17 protein-coding genes are annotated in these 15,744 nt (G+C 41.9%); 12 read left to right on the forward strand and 5 right to left on the reverse strand.

Annotation, left to right across the window (positions count from 1 at the left end; translation table 11 throughout):
* Positions 1 to 9 precede the first annotated feature (9 nt).
* Positions 10 to 987, reverse strand: a complete 978-nt coding sequence (locus tag CDZ94_RS18515; RefSeq protein ID WP_096439677.1) for a metal-dependent hydrolase — start codon at positions 985 to 987, stop codon at positions 10 to 12.
* Between the two features lie 191 nt (positions 988 to 1,178).
* On the opposite strand from CDZ94_RS18515, the gene CDZ94_RS18520 reads away from it, so the two are divergent.
* From CDZ94_RS18520 to CDZ94_RS18530, 3 genes are read left to right on the forward strand one after another with little or no spacing between them, the layout of a single operon-like run.
* Positions 1,179 to 1,493, forward strand: a complete 315-nt coding sequence (locus CDZ94_RS18520) for a hypothetical protein (RefSeq protein ID WP_096439679.1) — start codon at positions 1,179 to 1,181, stop codon at positions 1,491 to 1,493.
* Between the two features lie 26 nt (positions 1,494 to 1,519).
* Positions 1,520 to 2,605 carry an A/G-specific adenine glycosylase gene (mutY, locus tag CDZ94_RS18525; RefSeq protein WP_096439681.1) on the forward strand — a complete coding sequence of 362 codons (1,086 nt, stop codon included), beginning with the start codon at positions 1,520 to 1,522 and terminating at the stop codon, positions 2,603 to 2,605.
* Positions 2,605 to 3,363, forward strand: coding sequence for an SDR family NAD(P)-dependent oxidoreductase (locus tag CDZ94_RS18530; RefSeq protein ID WP_096439683.1), 759 nt, complete (start codon positions 2,605 to 2,607; stop codon positions 3,361 to 3,363). Before mutY ends, CDZ94_RS18530 begins: the two co-directional genes overlap by 1 nt.
* Positions 3,364 to 3,438: 75 nt before the next feature.
* Here the strand turns inward: CDZ94_RS18530 and CDZ94_RS18535 are convergent, their stop codons facing one another.
* Together CDZ94_RS18535 and CDZ94_RS18540 are read right to left on the reverse strand one after the other, a co-directional pair.
* Positions 3,439 to 3,597: a DUF1540 domain-containing protein gene (locus tag CDZ94_RS18535; RefSeq protein ID WP_096439685.1), complete on the reverse strand. Its 159-nt coding sequence runs from the start codon at positions 3,595 to 3,597 to the stop codon at positions 3,439 to 3,441.
* A gap of 325 nt (positions 3,598 to 3,922) precedes the next feature.
* Entirely contained in the window at positions 3,923 to 4,576 is a 654-nt protein-coding gene (locus CDZ94_RS18540; protein WP_198546736.1) for a glycoside hydrolase domain-containing protein, read from the reverse strand.
* Between the two features lie 353 nt (positions 4,577 to 4,929).
* Here CDZ94_RS18540 and CDZ94_RS18545 point away from each other — a divergent pair, with 353 nt between their 5' ends.
* From CDZ94_RS18545 to CDZ94_RS18555, 3 genes are all read left to right on the forward strand, one after another.
* Entirely contained in the window at positions 4,930 to 6,543 is a 1,614-nt protein-coding gene (locus CDZ94_RS18545) for a gamma-glutamyltransferase family protein (protein ID WP_096439687.1), read from the forward strand.
* Positions 6,544 to 6,686: 143 nt separating this feature from the next.
* Positions 6,687 to 7,253 (forward strand): chromate transporter, encoded by a 567-nt coding sequence (locus CDZ94_RS18550; RefSeq protein ID WP_096439689.1) that lies wholly within the window; start codon positions 6,687 to 6,689, stop codon positions 7,251 to 7,253.
* Positions 7,253 to 7,789 carry a chromate transporter gene (locus CDZ94_RS18555; RefSeq protein ID WP_096439691.1) on the forward strand — a complete coding sequence of 179 codons (537 nt, stop codon included), beginning with the start codon at positions 7,253 to 7,255 and terminating at the stop codon, positions 7,787 to 7,789. Before CDZ94_RS18550 ends, CDZ94_RS18555 begins: the two co-directional genes overlap by 1 nt.
* Before the next feature lie 44 nt (positions 7,790 to 7,833).
* Here the strand turns inward: CDZ94_RS18555 and CDZ94_RS18560 are convergent, their stop codons facing one another.
* Together CDZ94_RS18560 and CDZ94_RS18565 are read right to left on the reverse strand one after the other, a co-directional pair.
* The gene (locus CDZ94_RS18560) at positions 7,834 to 8,799 is read right to left on the reverse strand and encodes an NADPH:quinone reductase (RefSeq protein ID WP_096439693.1); all 966 of its coding nucleotides are present in this window, start codon (positions 8,797 to 8,799) and stop codon (positions 7,834 to 7,836) included.
* A 175-nt stretch (positions 8,800 to 8,974) separates the two neighbouring features.
* Positions 8,975 to 9,199 carry a hypothetical protein gene (locus CDZ94_RS18565; protein WP_096439695.1) on the reverse strand — a complete coding sequence of 75 codons (225 nt, stop codon included), beginning with the start codon at positions 9,197 to 9,199 and terminating at the stop codon, positions 8,975 to 8,977.
* A 143-nt stretch (positions 9,200 to 9,342) separates the two neighbouring features.
* Between CDZ94_RS18565 and fabL the strand changes: the two genes are divergently transcribed.
* From fabL to CDZ94_RS18595, 6 genes are all read left to right on the forward strand, one after another.
* On the forward strand, positions 9,343 to 10,095 hold the full coding sequence (gene fabL, locus CDZ94_RS18570; RefSeq protein ID WP_096439697.1) for an enoyl-[acyl-carrier-protein] reductase FabL: 753 nt from the start codon (positions 9,343 to 9,345) through the stop codon (positions 10,093 to 10,095).
* 139 nt (positions 10,096 to 10,234) lie between these two features.
* Positions 10,235 to 10,459: a gamma-type small acid-soluble spore protein gene (locus tag CDZ94_RS18575; protein WP_096439699.1), complete on the forward strand. Its 225-nt coding sequence runs from the start codon at positions 10,235 to 10,237 to the stop codon at positions 10,457 to 10,459.
* A gap of 303 nt (positions 10,460 to 10,762) precedes the next feature.
* Positions 10,763 to 11,224: a DUF3939 domain-containing protein gene (locus tag CDZ94_RS18580; protein ID WP_096439701.1), complete on the forward strand. Its 462-nt coding sequence runs from the start codon at positions 10,763 to 10,765 to the stop codon at positions 11,222 to 11,224.
* A gap of 111 nt (positions 11,225 to 11,335) precedes the next feature.
* The gene (gene ntdP, locus CDZ94_RS18585) at positions 11,336 to 11,863 is read left to right on the forward strand and encodes a nucleoside tri-diphosphate phosphatase (protein ID WP_096439703.1); all 528 of its coding nucleotides are present in this window, start codon (positions 11,336 to 11,338) and stop codon (positions 11,861 to 11,863) included.
* 186 nt (positions 11,864 to 12,049) lie between these two features.
* Entirely contained in the window at positions 12,050 to 13,792 is a 1,743-nt protein-coding gene (locus CDZ94_RS18590) for an ABC transporter ATP-binding protein (RefSeq protein WP_096439705.1), read from the forward strand.
* A gap of 214 nt (positions 13,793 to 14,006) precedes the next feature.
* Entirely contained in the window at positions 14,007 to 15,662 is a 1,656-nt protein-coding gene (locus tag CDZ94_RS18595) for a catalase (protein ID WP_096439707.1), read from the forward strand.
* Positions 15,663 to 15,744 lie beyond the last annotated feature (82 nt).

The raw sequence follows: 15,744 nt of genomic DNA on the forward strand, positions 1-15,744 counted from the left end.
TTTTTGCCCCTAAGTAGCTACTTCCAATTTTCGTTGGAGGGTATTGGTATTATAGATCCAACCGGTGTAAGAGCTCAGGATTTGTTGGTCTTCATCCATTTTCACGATCGCAATAAACGGATAGTACCCCTTCGTTCGGTATCTTAAATCAACAAATTTAACAGTGTACCCTTGCTTTTCTCGGTGTATTTCCCAACGATAGGTTGGAGAGAAGGACAAAAATGCGGACAAATTTTTGTCCTTGCGAGCAGCATTAATCACAGGGTGATCTGGAATGGGTTCAAATGGATAGGTCTCAAAATAATTTACCTTCCCGCTTTTTACTTGAGCTACGTAAAGTTTTTTTCGGGTTCTCACCACGACGTGCCACTGAGACCAACGAAACGTTGGGGATGTGAAAATATGCGTAGCATCTGGATGAAGTGTTCTAAGCTGCTTTGTAACTTGGCGCTGTTCATAGATCCGCCACCAATAATAGAAAATTAGAACTACGAACAATCCTAAAAATGTCCAGCCAGCATGGAGACCATATCGCCAAAGTAAAATCGCTACAATATGAGCAATAAAAATAAACGGGTCAAATATGTTAATCACCCCAAGAGCCAACCATTTCTGCTTGAATGGAGCAAAGGTTTTTGTTCCATATGCATTGAAGATATCCACGAATACATGAAGGAAAACGGCTAGAAATGTCCACAGCCATAAGTTAATTAATGGTACATTCGGGGTCATATAAGCCAAAGCCAGTGTAATGAGAGTTGGCCAAATAAACCAAGCAGGAACGGAGTGGGTCACTCCACGGTGATGACGAATATAAGACGAATTGTTTCTAATTTTTAGGACCGTATCTAAGTCTGGAGCTTGAGAGCCGACGATGGCTCCAACCATGACCGCTTGCGTCATAGTCGGACTGCCAGAGACTGCTGGATCCAATGTTGCCAAGCCTCCGATAGCGATCCCCATAACGACGTGGGTTCCAGTGTCCATCAACGTACCTCCTTGATGAAAAATATTTGCATATGCTGTTACACTATATCGAGTACAGTGCTCAAAAATCGATAGATAACTGAAATTGTATCATCTAACGGAGTGTTTAAAATGAGGAGAAATAAGCCTCTTTGGTCAATCTCTTCTATAGTCATACCCGAAAACAACCAATTTCAAAAGGAGAATGGACGATGAATGACAAGTTGCAAATTTTTCTTGAATATAAAGTGAAAGACGACTGTACAGAGCAATATGAAGCTCTCATGAAAGAGATCCTCCCAGCCCTTAAAAATTATGAGGCAACGGATGTGGATTGGTATGAAGCAGCTGATCAAAAAAACCTATACGTTGAGATGTTTCAACTCCCAACGATGAGTCACTATCATGGCATGAAAAAGATGCGTTGTACATTGGAGCACCAGCTTTTCTCCAAGCTTGATTCTGTCGTGGTCGGGGGCATTGAAAAAGTCCACTGCTGGGCTTTTATACAACGTAAAACGGAGTAACGGGAACAAAAGGAGTTAACAAAGATATGGATCAATCATTGCAAGCATTTGATTTACATAAATTTTGCACAGATTTAGTGAAATGGTATCGAGAAAACAAACGAGCTTTACCTTGGAGAGAAGATCAGGATCCTTATAAGATTTGGGTTTCGGAAATTATGTTACAGCAAACACGAGTAGATACGGTGATCCCTTATTTTGAGCGGTTTATTTCACTTTTTCCAACTCCTGATGCACTTGCATGTGCTGAAGAAGAAACCGTTCTTAAAGCGTGGGAAGGACTTGGTTACTATTCGCGGGCGAGAAACCTTCAGCATGCTGTTAAAGAAGTGACAGAACACTATGGTGGCATTGTACCCGATACAAAAGATGAAATTTCAACGTTAAAAGGTGTTGGACCCTATACGGCTGGAGCTATTTTAAGTATTGCATACAATCAGCCTGCTGCTGCTGTTGATGGAAATGTCATGCGTGTCATGTCGCGGCTTTTAACGATCTATGACGATATAAGTAAAGTGAAAACGAGAAAACGGTTCGAATCGATTATAGAAGAGTTGGTCGTCCATACAGAACCGGCTGATTTTAACCAGGCTTTGATGGAACTTGGTGCATTAGTGTGTACCCCGCGCTCCCCATCGTGTATGCTATGTCCGGTTCAAGATCATTGCAATGCACGTGAAGAAGGCGTACAAGAATTTCTACCAGTCAAAGCGAAAAAAAAGCCGCCGAAAACGAAATTTATGAAAGCCGCTGTTATTGAAAATCAGCATGGACAGGTGTTGATTGAACGACGTCCTGAAACAGGCCTCTTAGCTAAGCTCTGGCAATTTCCAAACTGTGAAGATGAAATGTCTGATGACGTTACCAAGCTGTCTCAGCATTTAAGTGATCGAGATGCGCAACCTGATGATTTGGAAAAAGTTCAGCACGTGAAACATGTTTTTTCCCACATTGTCTGGGAAATTGATGTATACAAAGGTAAGTGCGTTGTAAAGGGCCAGAAAGAAGCTTCTTCTCATTTAAAATGGGTGGATAAAGAAGAAGTGGATTGGTACCCGTTTCCGGTATCACACCAAAAAATTATCGACAAGGTAGTAAAGGAGGCACTGTAATGGATTTAGAATTGAAAGGAAAAAAGGTACTCGTAACTGGCGGGTCGAAAGGAATTGGAAAAGGGATTGCTAAGACCTTTCTTGATGAGGGGGCTATAGTTGCGATTGCTGCTAGTACACAACAATCATTAAAGTCTGCCAAAGAGGACCTAGGGGAAGTGGCAACATTTCAAGCGGATTTAAAAAATGAAGTAGATCGTAAAAACTTGTTCAACGCATTTATCGAAGAGTTTGGTACGATCGATATTCTCATCAATAATGTAGGTGGAAGCAGTGGTGGAAAAACGATGGAAACATCCCTCGAACAGTTTAAAGATGCAATGGATTTAAACTATTTGTCGGCCGTTCATTTCAGCCAGCTCGCTGTGCCTTATATGAGAGAAAGCAGCAGTGGCTCCATCATTAATATTTCTTCAGTTTTCGGCCGGGAGTCAGGTGGAAAACCAACCTACAACAGTGCAAAAGCAGCGATGATCAGCTTTACGAAGTCGTTAGCGGATGAGGTGGCTAAGGATGGAATTCGAGTAAATGGTGTTGCTCCAGGGTCCATACTGCATCCTACTGGTAACTGGCAACGGCGTTTGGAAGAAGATCCTGACAAAATTAACGCTTTTGTTAAGTCAGAGATTCCTGCAGGCCGATTTGGCAATGTAAAAGAAGTCGCTAATGTTGTCGCATTCTTAGCTTCACCTAAGGCCAACTGGGTGGTCGGTGCCACGCTTAATGTTGATGGTGGACAATCAAGGGCGAATTTTTAGAAAGCTGTCTTCTAACGAGTCAGTCGCTAATATTAAAGAGGCAGCTCCTTTGTGGGCTGCCTTACTGTTTTACAATTACAAATCAGATGGTTCAAATGTCTTACAATCAGTTTCTTCTTGGGAAGAGGCTTTTTTTCCTTTATGACTTACTACAAAAATTTCAGAGGCGCCACATTTTTTACCATCTCTATTGTGCACACAATTGTTTACTTCGCACAGTACATCTAGTGCCATTCTTCCTTCACCTCCCTATGACCTTATAGAGCATGTTCAAAAAGTCCCGGTAAATAGCTGTCGCGACGCTTTTAGTCGACCACGCTTTGACCCTTTTTTGTTCTCCTAATTGAACACTCATTTATAGATTAAACGATCGATATAAAAAAATACTGGCACTTCATTGGAAGGTAAATGACGTCGAAGGGGAGGAGAAAAGTTTTTCGTTCATGCACATGGTCGTAAAAGCTCTTTATGTACTGAATTACTGTTTTATTAAAAAGATGCAAGTGAAATCAAAGCGATATCACTTGCGGTTTTGCACAGTACTTTTCTATCTGAGTGACTAATGCAAATCATTATAAAGCTGCTCTTGTATTAACACGGTATCTATCGGACACATTTCTGCATCGCGACCATATTGCCATGCAAAAACATTCACTGGGCAATCCGGTGATGCAGGGTTATAACTAGGGTGATTGGCTTTTGGTGTAACACCAGGCTCAGGCTCTGCGCTCCACAATACGGTTTGGACCCTAACGTTTTCGCTACGCTCCACAGCCTCACAATATGCAGCACTGAACCCCCCTTCGATTGGATCATGGTAGAACCCCGGTCGATAATTGCTTTCGAAAAAAACATCAGCCCATCCTATAAGCCAATCGGCATCAATCTCAAAAAAATTTTCTATGTTAGCGAAAATGAATACACCTTGGTCTATCCCTAACCTCTCTGCATTGTATATGGCATTGCGTGCGGCCACAGTCCCCTCCCTGTACCCTAAAGCCTCTTGGAAGTTATTGTATATCGGTAACAATTTCATTCCATTTTCCTTAATAAAGGCTATTTCTTCGGCTGTCAAGCCCTCGCTAACATTCGGTATAGTATTAAGATACCTGCCCCAAAAGTCAGGCTGTCCAAAATTCCCAACTACACAGTCATATAACTCTTGGTCTACACTTGAAGACGAATCGACACCCCAGATAATATTTCTTCTCACGCCATTCCCTCCCCCATAGTATGAGTATGTATTCGTTGAAAATTTGTGAAAACGTGGGAGGAAGGCTTGAAGTCGTTAAGTGCAACTCTAACGCTCTTTTAATAGACAGCGCGGTGTTTGTCGAATCCTCGATATTGGTCTTATTTTCGCCGATATCTGTCCCATTTCCGCTGATATGTCATTAAATTCCGCCGATATAGGCCCGCAAAGTCGGGAGAAGAGCCTGAAGTTGGATGAAGAGCCTAAAGATTATTTACACTGAAAATAAAAATATGACAAACTTTTCAATTTATTCGAAACTCGAACTATGTTAGTATAAGAAAAAAGTAAAATTAATTAGGAGGAGAAACGGTATGGTTAAATTTGATAGTGGTTATTATCCTTATCCATCGCAACGGATGGTTACATATGCACAAAACGGTATGGTGGCGACATCTCAACCGTTAGCATCACAAGCTGGTTTAGACATTTTAAAAAGAGGGGGAAATGCGATTGATGCTGCGATTGCTACGGCTGCATGTTTAACAGTCGTTGAACCGACAAGTAACGGCATTGGTGGAGACGCATTTGCCCTCGTCTGGACAAAAGGAGAACTTCACGGGCTAAATGCGAGTGGTCCTTCTCCGGCTGACATTTCGATTGATCGTGTGAAAGCAAAAGGTCATGAGGAAATGCCGAAGTATGGCCTAACTCCTGTGACAGTACCGGGAGCACCAGCAGCATGGGCTGAATTATCAGAAGAATTCGGCAAATTACCACTTATGGACGTTTTAGCTCCTGCAGTGAAATACGCTCGGGAAGGCTTTCCGTTAAGCCCGACTCTCGCTTTTTACTGGGAGAAAGCAGAGCAAGCGTTCCGAAGCAAGTTGGAAGGGGAAGAATTTGCTCACTGGTTTACGACTTTTGCACCTGAAGGTCGTGCGCCAAAAGCCGGTGAACTGTGGAAATCAGAAGACCATGCCAGAACGTTAGAGAAAATTGGAAAAACAAATGGTAAAGCTTTCTATAACGGTGAATTAGCGGATAAAATTGACGCTTTTTCAAAGAAATATGACGGCTTTTTGCGCGCAGAAGATTTAGCAGATTACAAGCCTGAGTGGGTAAACCCAATTTCGGTCAATTATAAAGGCTATGACGTGTGGGAAATCCCTCCAAACGGCCAAGGGTTAGTCGCGTTAATGGCGTTAAATATGCTAAAAGATGATCAATTTTCCGGACGAGACGATGAAGATACATTACACCGACAAATTGAAGCAATGAAGCTGGCGTTTGTTGATGGGGAGAAATACATTACGGAAGAAGAGCATATGAGTGTACAGACAAGCGATTTACTATCAGCTCAATATGGGTCAGAGCGTCGTGAGCTGATTGGAGATCATGCGTTGTACCCTTCTGCTGGAGAGCCTCCAAAAGGTGGTACCGTTTATTTAGCAACAGCAGATAGTGAAGGAAACATGGTATCGTTTATTCAAAGTAATTACATGGGATTTGGTTCAGGGATAGTGGTGCCGGAAACAGGGATAGCGCTTCAAAATCGCGGACACAATTTCAGTTTGGATCCGATGCACGACAATGCTTTAAAACCGAAAAAACGAACGTTCCACACGATCATTCCTGGGTTTTTAACGAAAGATAACGAAGCTGTCGGTCCTTTTGGCGTAATGGGTGGCTTTATGCAACCACAAGGACATATGCAAGTGGTCATGAACACGATCGACTTTGGCTTAAATCCGCAAGCGGCACTCGATGCACCGCGCTGGCAATGGATGAAAGAAAAAACAGTTATGCTTGAACAAAGTTACGGGGCACCATTAGCTCAGCAGCTTACGGGTCGGGGGCATGACATTCAAGTTGCTCACATGAGCGGTGGATTTGGACGCGGGCAGATTATTTGGCGTAATCCTTTAACTGGCGTTTTGGCTGGAGGAACAGAGTCTCGAACTGACGGCAGTATTTCGGCATATTAATTAATAGGGTGTCCAAATTGTCCGGTGAAAGATTATGTGCGATACAGAGAATTTAGAGATTGTAACTGGTTGCACCTTAATTTTTGCAGACTTTTTTAATACTCATTAATGATGAATTTTTGACTTTAAGTGAGGGGAATATTTTGACGCAACGAGATTTATTTTTGGCTTTTTTTAGAGTAGGGATGCTGGGCTACGGTGGGGGCCCAGCATCCATTCCGTTAATCCATAAAGAAGTGGTTGAAAAGTACGCGTGGATGAATAGTGAGGAGTTTTCCGATACATTGGCAATTGGAAATACCTTACCAGGACCAATTGCAACAAAAATGGCAGGTTATATCGGGTACAGGGTAGCTGGAATTTCTGGCATGATTAATGCCATCATAGCAACGATCGTACCTACCATCGTGTTAATGATCTTATTGTTAGTTTCACTCGCTTCATTTCGAGAGTACCCATGGGTCCAAGGGATGACAAATGGGGTACTACCAGTAGTAGGCGTGATGCTTGCGGTATTAACTTGGCAGTTTTTTTCGAAGTCAAAAGAAGGTCTTGGGTTAGGTTACAGCCTCTTATTAGTCGGGCTCACTATATTGTTTATTAGTGGCCTAGGTTTGCATCCCGCATTTGTGATCGCTGGCCTCTTGCTCTTTGTGTTTTTGAAAAAAGAGAAGCCGTCGCAAGAGCATGAGAAAGGAGGAGTCATGTAGTGGTATATTGGGAAATATTCCTCGCTTTCTTTATTCCAGGTATTATTGGCTATGGGGGCGGTCCCGCTACCATCCCGTTAATTGAGTATGAAGTGGTTCATCGCTATAACTGGATGGGCGTAGAAGAGTTTGGTGAAGTACTGGCTTTAGGCAATGCATTGCCAGGGCCGATCGCCACAAAGATGGCTGGGTATATTGGTTATATGGAGGGTGGTATAGTAGGCGCTAGTATTGGTGTGTTTGCTACGGTTGCGCCATCTCTTATTCTGATGATTGTGCTACTAGGATTATTGTACAAATTTAAAGATTCACCAAAAGTAAAAAGGTTATCCATGATCGTACGTCCGACAATTGCCGTTTTACTTGGCGTCATGACGTACCGCTTTTTCGCAACATCTTATATCGATAATGGTTGGATGCAAACAGGAATCCTCTTGGTCGCGAGCTTTTTGCTGCTTGAAAAATGGAAAGTTCACCCAGCATACGTAATTATCGGCTCACTTCTATACGGCGCACTCTTCCTTGCGCCTTCATAAAAAACAAAAGTTCGGGGGACAGTCCCCCGAACTTTTGTGTGAAATTATGGGATGAGGACGATGTTGCCGTTGTATATTTTGTTTTCGAGTGCTTGATGGGCTTCTGACGCTTGTTCAAAGGTATAAGTTTTGGCTAGATGTGGTTTGATTTTTTTGTCGTTTAGTGACTTCGATATTTGTTCACCGGCTTTTCTAAATTCCTCGGGTGGAGTGGTAAATAGTAGTACGCCCATGAGTGTCGCGTGTTTTTGGTTAAGCTTACGCCATGGAAGCTCTGGTGTATTATTTTCAGGTGAGCCGATCGCCACCACGCGTCCGCCGACTTTTATCATTTCAAAATCATCTTCCATGTTTTCACTGAGTGACATTTCCAAAATGACATCAACCCCTGATTCGTTCGTTAATTTAGCTACTTTTTCCACGACATTTTCCTCATTGTAGGAAATGACATGATCTGCACCAGCATCTAGACAAAGCTGGGCTTTTTCGTTACTACCTGCAGTCGCAATAACATGGGCACCGAATTTTTTTGCCAGTTGTATTCCGGCATTGCCAACTGCTCCTGCTCCTCCGTAAATAAGTACTGTTTCCCCTGCTTTTAATTGGGCACGATAAAATAAGGAAAGATGGGCGGTCATAAATGCCATAGCAACCGCTGCTCCTTCAGCTTCAGTAATATGCTTTGGAAGAGAGAACAGCTTTTCTGAAGGTACTGCTACGTATTCACTAGCTGTTCCGCCAACGACACTTGTAGCCCATACTCGTTCTCCTTTTTGAACGTTCTCCACCTTATTACCTGTTTCAACAACAGTACCGGCTAGGTCATGATGTGGAACAAAAGGGAAGCTGCTAACAGGACGGATTCCTTTCCGGAAATATGTATCAACTGGATTGATTCCACTTCCGCCAACTTTAACTAAGACCTCATTTTCATTGAGGGTGGGCTTTTCTATTTCCGTTAACTCTAAAACTTCAGGTCCGCCATAATTATGATATACAACTGCTTTCAATCATCTCACTCTCCTTTATAATTACGCTTATCACTAGTTTAAGTAATTTGCGAGCAAACGTCACCCATTCCAAGGAAGGTTGTTCAAAAAAAGTATTGTAGCCCTAATAAGTCCAATGAAAAAATCAGGACAAGTTATACTCGTCCTGATTAAAGCAGTCATTCGTGATAGGAGATTAATCGTAATGGGTCCGACTTCCGCTCGTCCAATCAGCTTCTTGTTGGTTAACTCCTCCACGGTTCATCATTTCTTTAACGATTTCTCGGTGAATCGTTACTCCTTCAGAGTTGAGGTATGGTGCAATTTGTTGAAGGTTGTGATGGAAAAATGCGAGTTCTTTATCCGTCCAGTCCGTTTTTCCCATCATCGACAATTCCGTCATATCACGACCTACATACATTCTCCAAGCCTCCTCTTTCACCGGTATCATGGCATTCTGTTACCGGTCCCTTATAGTGTTTCTAGTGACAAGGAGCGATATACGATATAATGAAGTGTAAAAATAGACAAATCCTGAATGACAGGCAAGAGGAGGAAATGATTATGAACGAAAAAAAAGTAGCTCTCATTACCGGAAGCAGTCGAGGTATTGGTAAGCGAATCGCCATTAAATTAGCTAAAAAAGGTTATAATATCGTGATTAACTATGCACGAAGTCGCTCTAAGGCTGAAGAAACGGCAGAAGAGCTTCGCGAACTTGGTGCTGATGTTTTAACAGTGAAAGCAAATATTTCAAAAAAGGAAAAAGTGATTGAGATGTTTGAGGAAGTTGACGCATATTTTGGTCGTTTGGATGTACTCGTTAATAATGCTGCATCTGGCGTATTACGACCTATTATGGAACTAGAGGAGTCTCACTGGGACTGGACGATGAACATTAATAATAAAGGGATGCTTTTCTGTTCTCAGGAAGCTGCGAAACGAATGGAAAAACAACAGACTGGAGCAATTGTCAGTTTGAGTTCGTTAGGGGCTGAACGTTACTTAAAAAACTACACTACAGTTGGGGTATCAAAAGCAGCTGTTGAGGCGTTAACCCGTTATTTAGCTGTAGAATTAGCGCCAAGTAATATTCGCGTGAATGCTGTATCCGGTGGAGCGGTAGACACAGACGCGTTAACACATTTTCCTAACCGTGACGAACTTTTACAAGATTCTAAAGATCGTACTCCGGCTGGAAGAATCGTTGAGCCGGACGATCTTGCCGACGCCGCTGTATTTTTGCTTTCAGATGAAGCGAAGATGATCTGCGGTCAAACCATTATTGTTGATGGCGGAATTTCATTACTGACATAGAGTTAGCTGTATTATCTACTCACCACATCCCTACATAATTATGTGTGACAAATGATCCATTTTTGAAATAAAATTGGTAAACAATTTAAGGATAAAAACAAGTCACCGGGACATGATAATGTACGTGGAGGTGATACTCATGGCTCATAAACAAAACCAACAACAGCAGGCTCAACAACAAGCTGCTAAAACAAACGCTCAAAAAGTACGTCAACAAAACGCTCAGTCTGCTCAAGCTGCTCAAGGCCAACCGGCTGAATTTGCGAGCGAGACAGATGCGCAGCAAGTACGTCAGCAGAACCAACAATCTGCTCAACGTAAAGGCCAAGCATCTGCCAAAAAACAACCAAAAGGACAACAGTAACAAAAATTGTCTGCTGCATAAATGTCCTAGCGCGTCTTTTCCATTCCGGAAAAGGCGCGTTTTTTATAAAATTAGAATTTATAATTGTGCGGGGACAGTCCCCCGAACTTTGATGCTTGAACTTATCGATTTTAAATTGACTGAATCAATAGTATAATAAGAAAAATAGAGGAAAAATAAAAAGTTGATATTTAAGGTGCTTCGATCTTTGAAGGCTTTGCGATGAACGCGTAAAAAGTAAAAGAAAAGTTGTAAGAGGGCGTGGTGCAAGAAGTGATTCAATATAGGTGAGGGGGGAGGCGCGTGTGGTTCAAAAGGAAAAAAGGTGGAAACAATCGTAAGGAGAGAAAAGATGTTGAGATGATCCATGTTACCGTTGAGGATATGCGTATTGCTGTCAATACCTATGCAAATCAGTTGGATTCTGACGTTTCTTTGCGTACAATTATAAAAGATAACCATGAAATTGATAATGAGCCTTTGACGGATTTTCTAGGAGGCAGACCGGACCGCTCCTTTTATATGGCGAAAGAGACGTTTGAAATTTTTGAAGATCCGGAATATCCTAAGTGGATTGACCTTTGTCAAATTGCTTGTGATCAGTACTTTTTGGAAACAGGAGAAGAGCCCGTTTTAGCCGGAGATCCTGCGAGAAAATTAAATTATCTTAAGGTAAAAGATTATTTAAAGGAGAAGCCTCCTTTTGATCTGTATTTACATTCACACGACCGGATGGTGACACACCGAATGCCCGAAAATAAATAAAAAGAGGTAGTTCAAAAAATTTAGAATGATAGCCGTAGATTGTTAGTTTAGCGGTTCGTAGCTCTAATTATTTTCTTTACGAAACCTCATTTTTAGGAAAGGAGTAGAACATTGAGTTTTCCCATGGCAGGCAGCAACATCCAGGTACAAAGCTATAAACATAATGGACTTATTCACCGAATCTGGGAAGAAACCATTGTTCTAAAAGGAACCTCCCAAGAAGTCATCGGCGGCAATGATCGGATTATGGTAAAAGAGTCAGACGGTCGTCAATGGCGTACACGTGAACCTGCAATTTGTTATTTCACAGCACACCATTGGTTTAATGCAATTGGAATGATACGAAATGACGGAATTTATTTTTACTGTAACTTAGGGACCCCTTTTACGTATGATGAAGAAGCTCTTAAGTACATTGATTATGATTTGGACATTAAAGTTTATCCTGATATGACGTACAAGCTTCTCGATGAAGATGAATATGCGCTACACAGCCAACGGATGAACTATCCTAAAGAAGTGGATGTAATCCTCCGAAGAAGTGTGGATGAACTCGTTCAATGGATTAGTCAACGAAAAGGTCCCTTTGAGCCGGGGTTTATTGAATATTGGTACGAGCGTTTTCTCCAACATCGCTAGCTCCAAGCATGTTGTAAAGAAATATGAACCACTAGCCGGCGAAACGGGTATACGTAAGCCGGCTTCTTTTATGGTGAAACATTATTCACTAAAAAATGTCTTCTAGCCATTTGAGTGATTGAGCTTTTCTTTACAAACAATAATGAAACCGCTCATTGGAAAGCAGACGGGATGTGACTTGAACGAATGGACAGTATAAAACGTTATTTACAGTTTGTTAAACCTTATTGGAAACAGATTTTAATTACGGTAGTTATCGGGATGGTGAAGTTTGGGCTCCCTCTCATTATTCCTTTATTAATGAAGTATGTCATTGATGATATTATTGGAGCGGACGGCCTTACGACGAACGAACAATTAACCCAGCTTTACTGGCTAATGGGGGGCGTCCTCTTCATTTTTATTTTCTTAAGGCCTCCAGTGGAGTATTACCGGCAATACTATGCACAGTGGACAGGGAGTAAAATTCTTTATGACATCCGGAATCAATTATTTACCCACCTTCAAAAGCTAAGCTTACGTTTTTATTCAAATAACAAATCCGGAGAAGTCATCTCACGCGTCATTCATGATGTAGAGCAAACGAAAAACTTTATCATAACCGGAATGATGAATATATGGCTTGATATGTTTACGATTATTGTAGCAATCGTTATTATGCTTACAATGGATCCTTTGCTTACCCTTGTCGCTGTAGTACTTCTCCCGTTTTACGGACTAGCGATCAAGTACTTTTACACGCGACTTCGAACACTCACACGAGATCGCTCCCAGGCGTTGGCTGAAGTACAGGGTCATTTGCACGAACGTCTTCAAGGGATGAATGTCATTCGAAGTTTTGCCCTCGAAAATCACGAAGAACGACAATTTGACGTTAGAAATGAAAACTTTTTATCTAAAGCATTAGACCACACGCGTTGGAATGCTAAAACGTTTGCTGTCATAAACACGGTAACGGACTTAGCCCCAATTCTCGTTATTGGTGTTGCTGGTATGCTTGTCATTCAAAATGTTGTGACTGTAGGGACGATGGTAGCATTTGTAGCCTATATGGACAGGCTTTATAATCCGCTTCGACGTTTGGTAAACTCATCAACGACGTTAACACAGTCTATTGCGTCAATGGATCGCATGTTTGAATTAGCCGATGAAAAGTACGACATTAAAGATAAAAAGGATGCATCCGCTATGAAAAACCCTCGTGGTGATGTGTCGTTTGACCATGTATTTTTTAGCTATGACAATGAAGATTTTGTCTTAAAAGATCTTCATTTTCATGTAAATAGTGGAGAAACAATTGCTATTGTAGGAATGAGTGGCGGCGGAAAAAGTACGATTATGAGTTTGATTCCCCGTTTTTATGATGTCTCAGATGGTCGAATTATGATCGATGGAAAAGACGTACGCGATTATCAAGTAAGAAGCCTCCGTGACAGAGTAGGTATGGTACTTCAGGATAACGTCATTTTCAGTGAGTCAGTCAAATTCAATATTTTAATGGGAAGGCCGGATGCAACCGATGAGGAAGTATTCGAAGCAGCAAAAGCCGCTAATGCTCACGAATTTATTCAAAATTTGCCTGAAGGGTATGACACAAGTATCGGTGAACGTGGTGTGAAGCTTTCAGGTGGGCAAAAACAGCGCTTAGCTATAGCCCGCGTATTTTTAAAAAGTCCTGAGATTCTTGTTTTTGATGAAGCAACATCCGCGTTGGACTTAGAGAGCGAACAGCTCATTCAGCAATCGCTATTTGAACTTGCTAAAGATCGGACGACGTTCATCGTTGCTCATCGATTGTCGACGATTACTCATGCTGATCGAATTTTCTTAATAGAAAACGGCCGCCTCGTAGAAGAAGGTAGCCATCAAGAGCTGATGATAAGGCAAGGAGCGTACCATAAATTGTTTCAGGTTCAACAGTTGAATTAAAAAAACAAAAGCAGCCTCTCACATGTGAGAGGCTGTTTATTTAGATTCGGGATCATGGTGATGGAGCCACTGGTCATTGGGTCATCACGGATATTTAAGTCGATGGGTGACAATTTCAGAAGAATGGCCATTTTAAAGTGTGGTAAACAATGGATATTATCGAAGTTTTTGGTCAAAATACCATATGTACATCGATACCAAAAGGAGTGACAAAATGACTCACAAAAACGATCATGAGAATGAAAATTTCGGTACAAACGTCTCTGGCACAGGCGATTCTTTAGATGGGCGTACTGCTGATAATGAGACCGAAGATACCCTTACAACTAGGCAAGGACACCCGGTAACCGACAATCAAAATGTTCGTACTGTTGGAAATCGTGGACCGACAACACTTGAGAACTACGACTTTTTAGAAAAAATCAGTCACTTTGACCGGGAAAGAATTCCCGAACGTGTCGTTCACGCTCGCGGGGCAGGTGCCCACGGTTATTTTGAAGCTTATGGAACGGCAGGGGATGAACCAGTTTCGAAATATACCCGTGCTAAGTTATTTCAGGAAAAAGGGAAGCAGACACCCGTTTTTGTTCGATTTTCTACAGTAAACCATGGTCGTCATTCCCCAGAGACGCTCCGGGATCCTCGAGGATTCGCGGTGAAATTTTATACGGAAGAAGGGAACTGGGATCTTGTTGGAAACAACCTAAAGATCTTTTTTATCCGCGATCCGTTAAAATTTCCTGATCTTGTTCATGCTTTTATACCTGATCCAGTTACAAATATTCAAGACGGAGAGCGTATTTTTGATTTTATCTCACAAAGTCCAGAAGCGATGCACATGATTACGTTTTTATTTTCACCTTGGGGTATACCGGCTAACTACCGATTTATGCAAGGTTCGGGTGTAAATACGTACAAATGGGTGAATGAAGCAGGGGAAGGAGTTTTAGTTAAATATCATTGGGAGCCAAAGCAAGGTATTCGCAATCTTACACAAGATGAAGCGGAAAGCATACAAGGAAAAAACTTTAATCACGGAACTCAGGACTTGTATGAAGCAATTGAGGAAGGGAATTATCCGGAATGGGAGCTTTTCGTTCAGATTATGAGTGATGGTGAGCATGCTGAACTCGATTTTGACCCACTTGATCCAACGAAGCTGTGGTATAAAGAGGATTTTCCTTGGTTACCGGTCGGAAAAATGGTCCTTAATAAAAATCCACAAAACTATTTTGCAGAAGTGGAGCAAGCGGCATTCGGTACTGGTGTACTTGTAGACGGTCTTGACTTCTCTGATGATAAACTTCTTCAAGGACGTACGTTTTCCTATTCTGACACTCAGCGGTACCGTGTTGGAGCGAATTACTTGCAAGTACCTATCAATGCTCCGAAAAAACATGTGGCTACAAATCAACGTGACGGTCAAATGCAGTACCGTGTTGATCAAGGAGAAAATCAAAATCCCCATGTGAACTACGAGCCTTCAATTATTGGCGGGCTAAAAGAAGCGTCGAAAAAAGGAGAGGATCACAAACCTAAAGCAGAAGGTCCTGTGACGCGTGAGAAGATTGACCGAACGAACGACTATGGACAAGCAGGTGAAACGTTCAGACGGTTTTCTCAATGGGAAAAAGATGATCTGATTCATAACTTGGTTGAAACTCTTCACCCATGTAGGAAAGAAATCCAGCAGGAAATGATCGCCCATTTTAAAAAGTGTGACGAAGAGTATGGTCGGCAAGTTGAGGAAGGTCTTAATCAGAAAACGGATTCGCCAACAGATAGTCATCGAAACGTAATCGGTGCAACCGATGCAGAAACAGCCATTCAGGAAGCAGAAAACGTAAGTCATCCTTCAGACCCGTATTAAACACAGTTAAGCTTCCGATTATAGGTTTTAAATAAATTAAAAAAGGCAGCATCGCTTCAATGGCGGTGCTGCCTTTTTCCTA

Source organism: Alteribacter populi (assembly GCF_002352765.1).
Lineage (GTDB): Bacteria > Bacillota > Bacilli > Bacillales > Salisediminibacteriaceae > Alteribacter > Alteribacter populi.

What these genes read in the sequence shown, in the direction of transcription:
- CDZ94_RS18530 (WP_096439683.1), top strand. Translation starts at nt 2,605, where the DNA reads ATGGATTTAGAATTGAAAGGAAAAAAGGTACTCGTAACTGGCGGGTCG.
- CDZ94_RS18515 (WP_096439677.1), bottom strand. Translation starts at nt 987, where the DNA reads ATGGACACTGGAACCCACGTCGTTATGGGGATCGCTATCGGAGGCTTG.
- CDZ94_RS18575 (WP_096439699.1), top strand. Translation starts at nt 10,235, where the DNA reads ATGGCTCATAAACAAAACCAACAACAGCAGGCTCAACAACAAGCTGCT.
- CDZ94_RS18565 (WP_096439695.1), bottom strand. Translation starts at nt 9,199, where the DNA reads ATGTATGTAGGTCGTGATATGACGGAATTGTCGATGATGGGAAAAACG.
- CDZ94_RS18520 (WP_096439679.1), top strand. Translation starts at nt 1,179, where the DNA reads ATGAATGACAAGTTGCAAATTTTTCTTGAATATAAAGTGAAAGACGAC.
- CDZ94_RS18545 (WP_096439687.1), top strand. Translation starts at nt 4,930, where the DNA reads ATGGTTAAATTTGATAGTGGTTATTATCCTTATCCATCGCAACGGATG.
- fabL (WP_096439697.1), top strand. Translation starts at nt 9,343, where the DNA reads ATGAACGAAAAAAAAGTAGCTCTCATTACCGGAAGCAGTCGAGGTATT.
- CDZ94_RS18590 (WP_096439705.1), top strand. Translation starts at nt 12,050, where the DNA reads ATGGACAGTATAAAACGTTATTTACAGTTTGTTAAACCTTATTGGAAA.
- mutY (WP_096439681.1), top strand. Translation starts at nt 1,520, where the DNA reads ATGGATCAATCATTGCAAGCATTTGATTTACATAAATTTTGCACAGAT.
- CDZ94_RS18535 (WP_096439685.1), bottom strand. Translation starts at nt 3,597, where the DNA reads ATGGCACTAGATGTACTGTGCGAAGTAAACAATTGTGTGCACAATAGA.
- CDZ94_RS18595 (WP_096439707.1), top strand. Translation starts at nt 14,007, where the DNA reads ATGACTCACAAAAACGATCATGAGAATGAAAATTTCGGTACAAACGTC.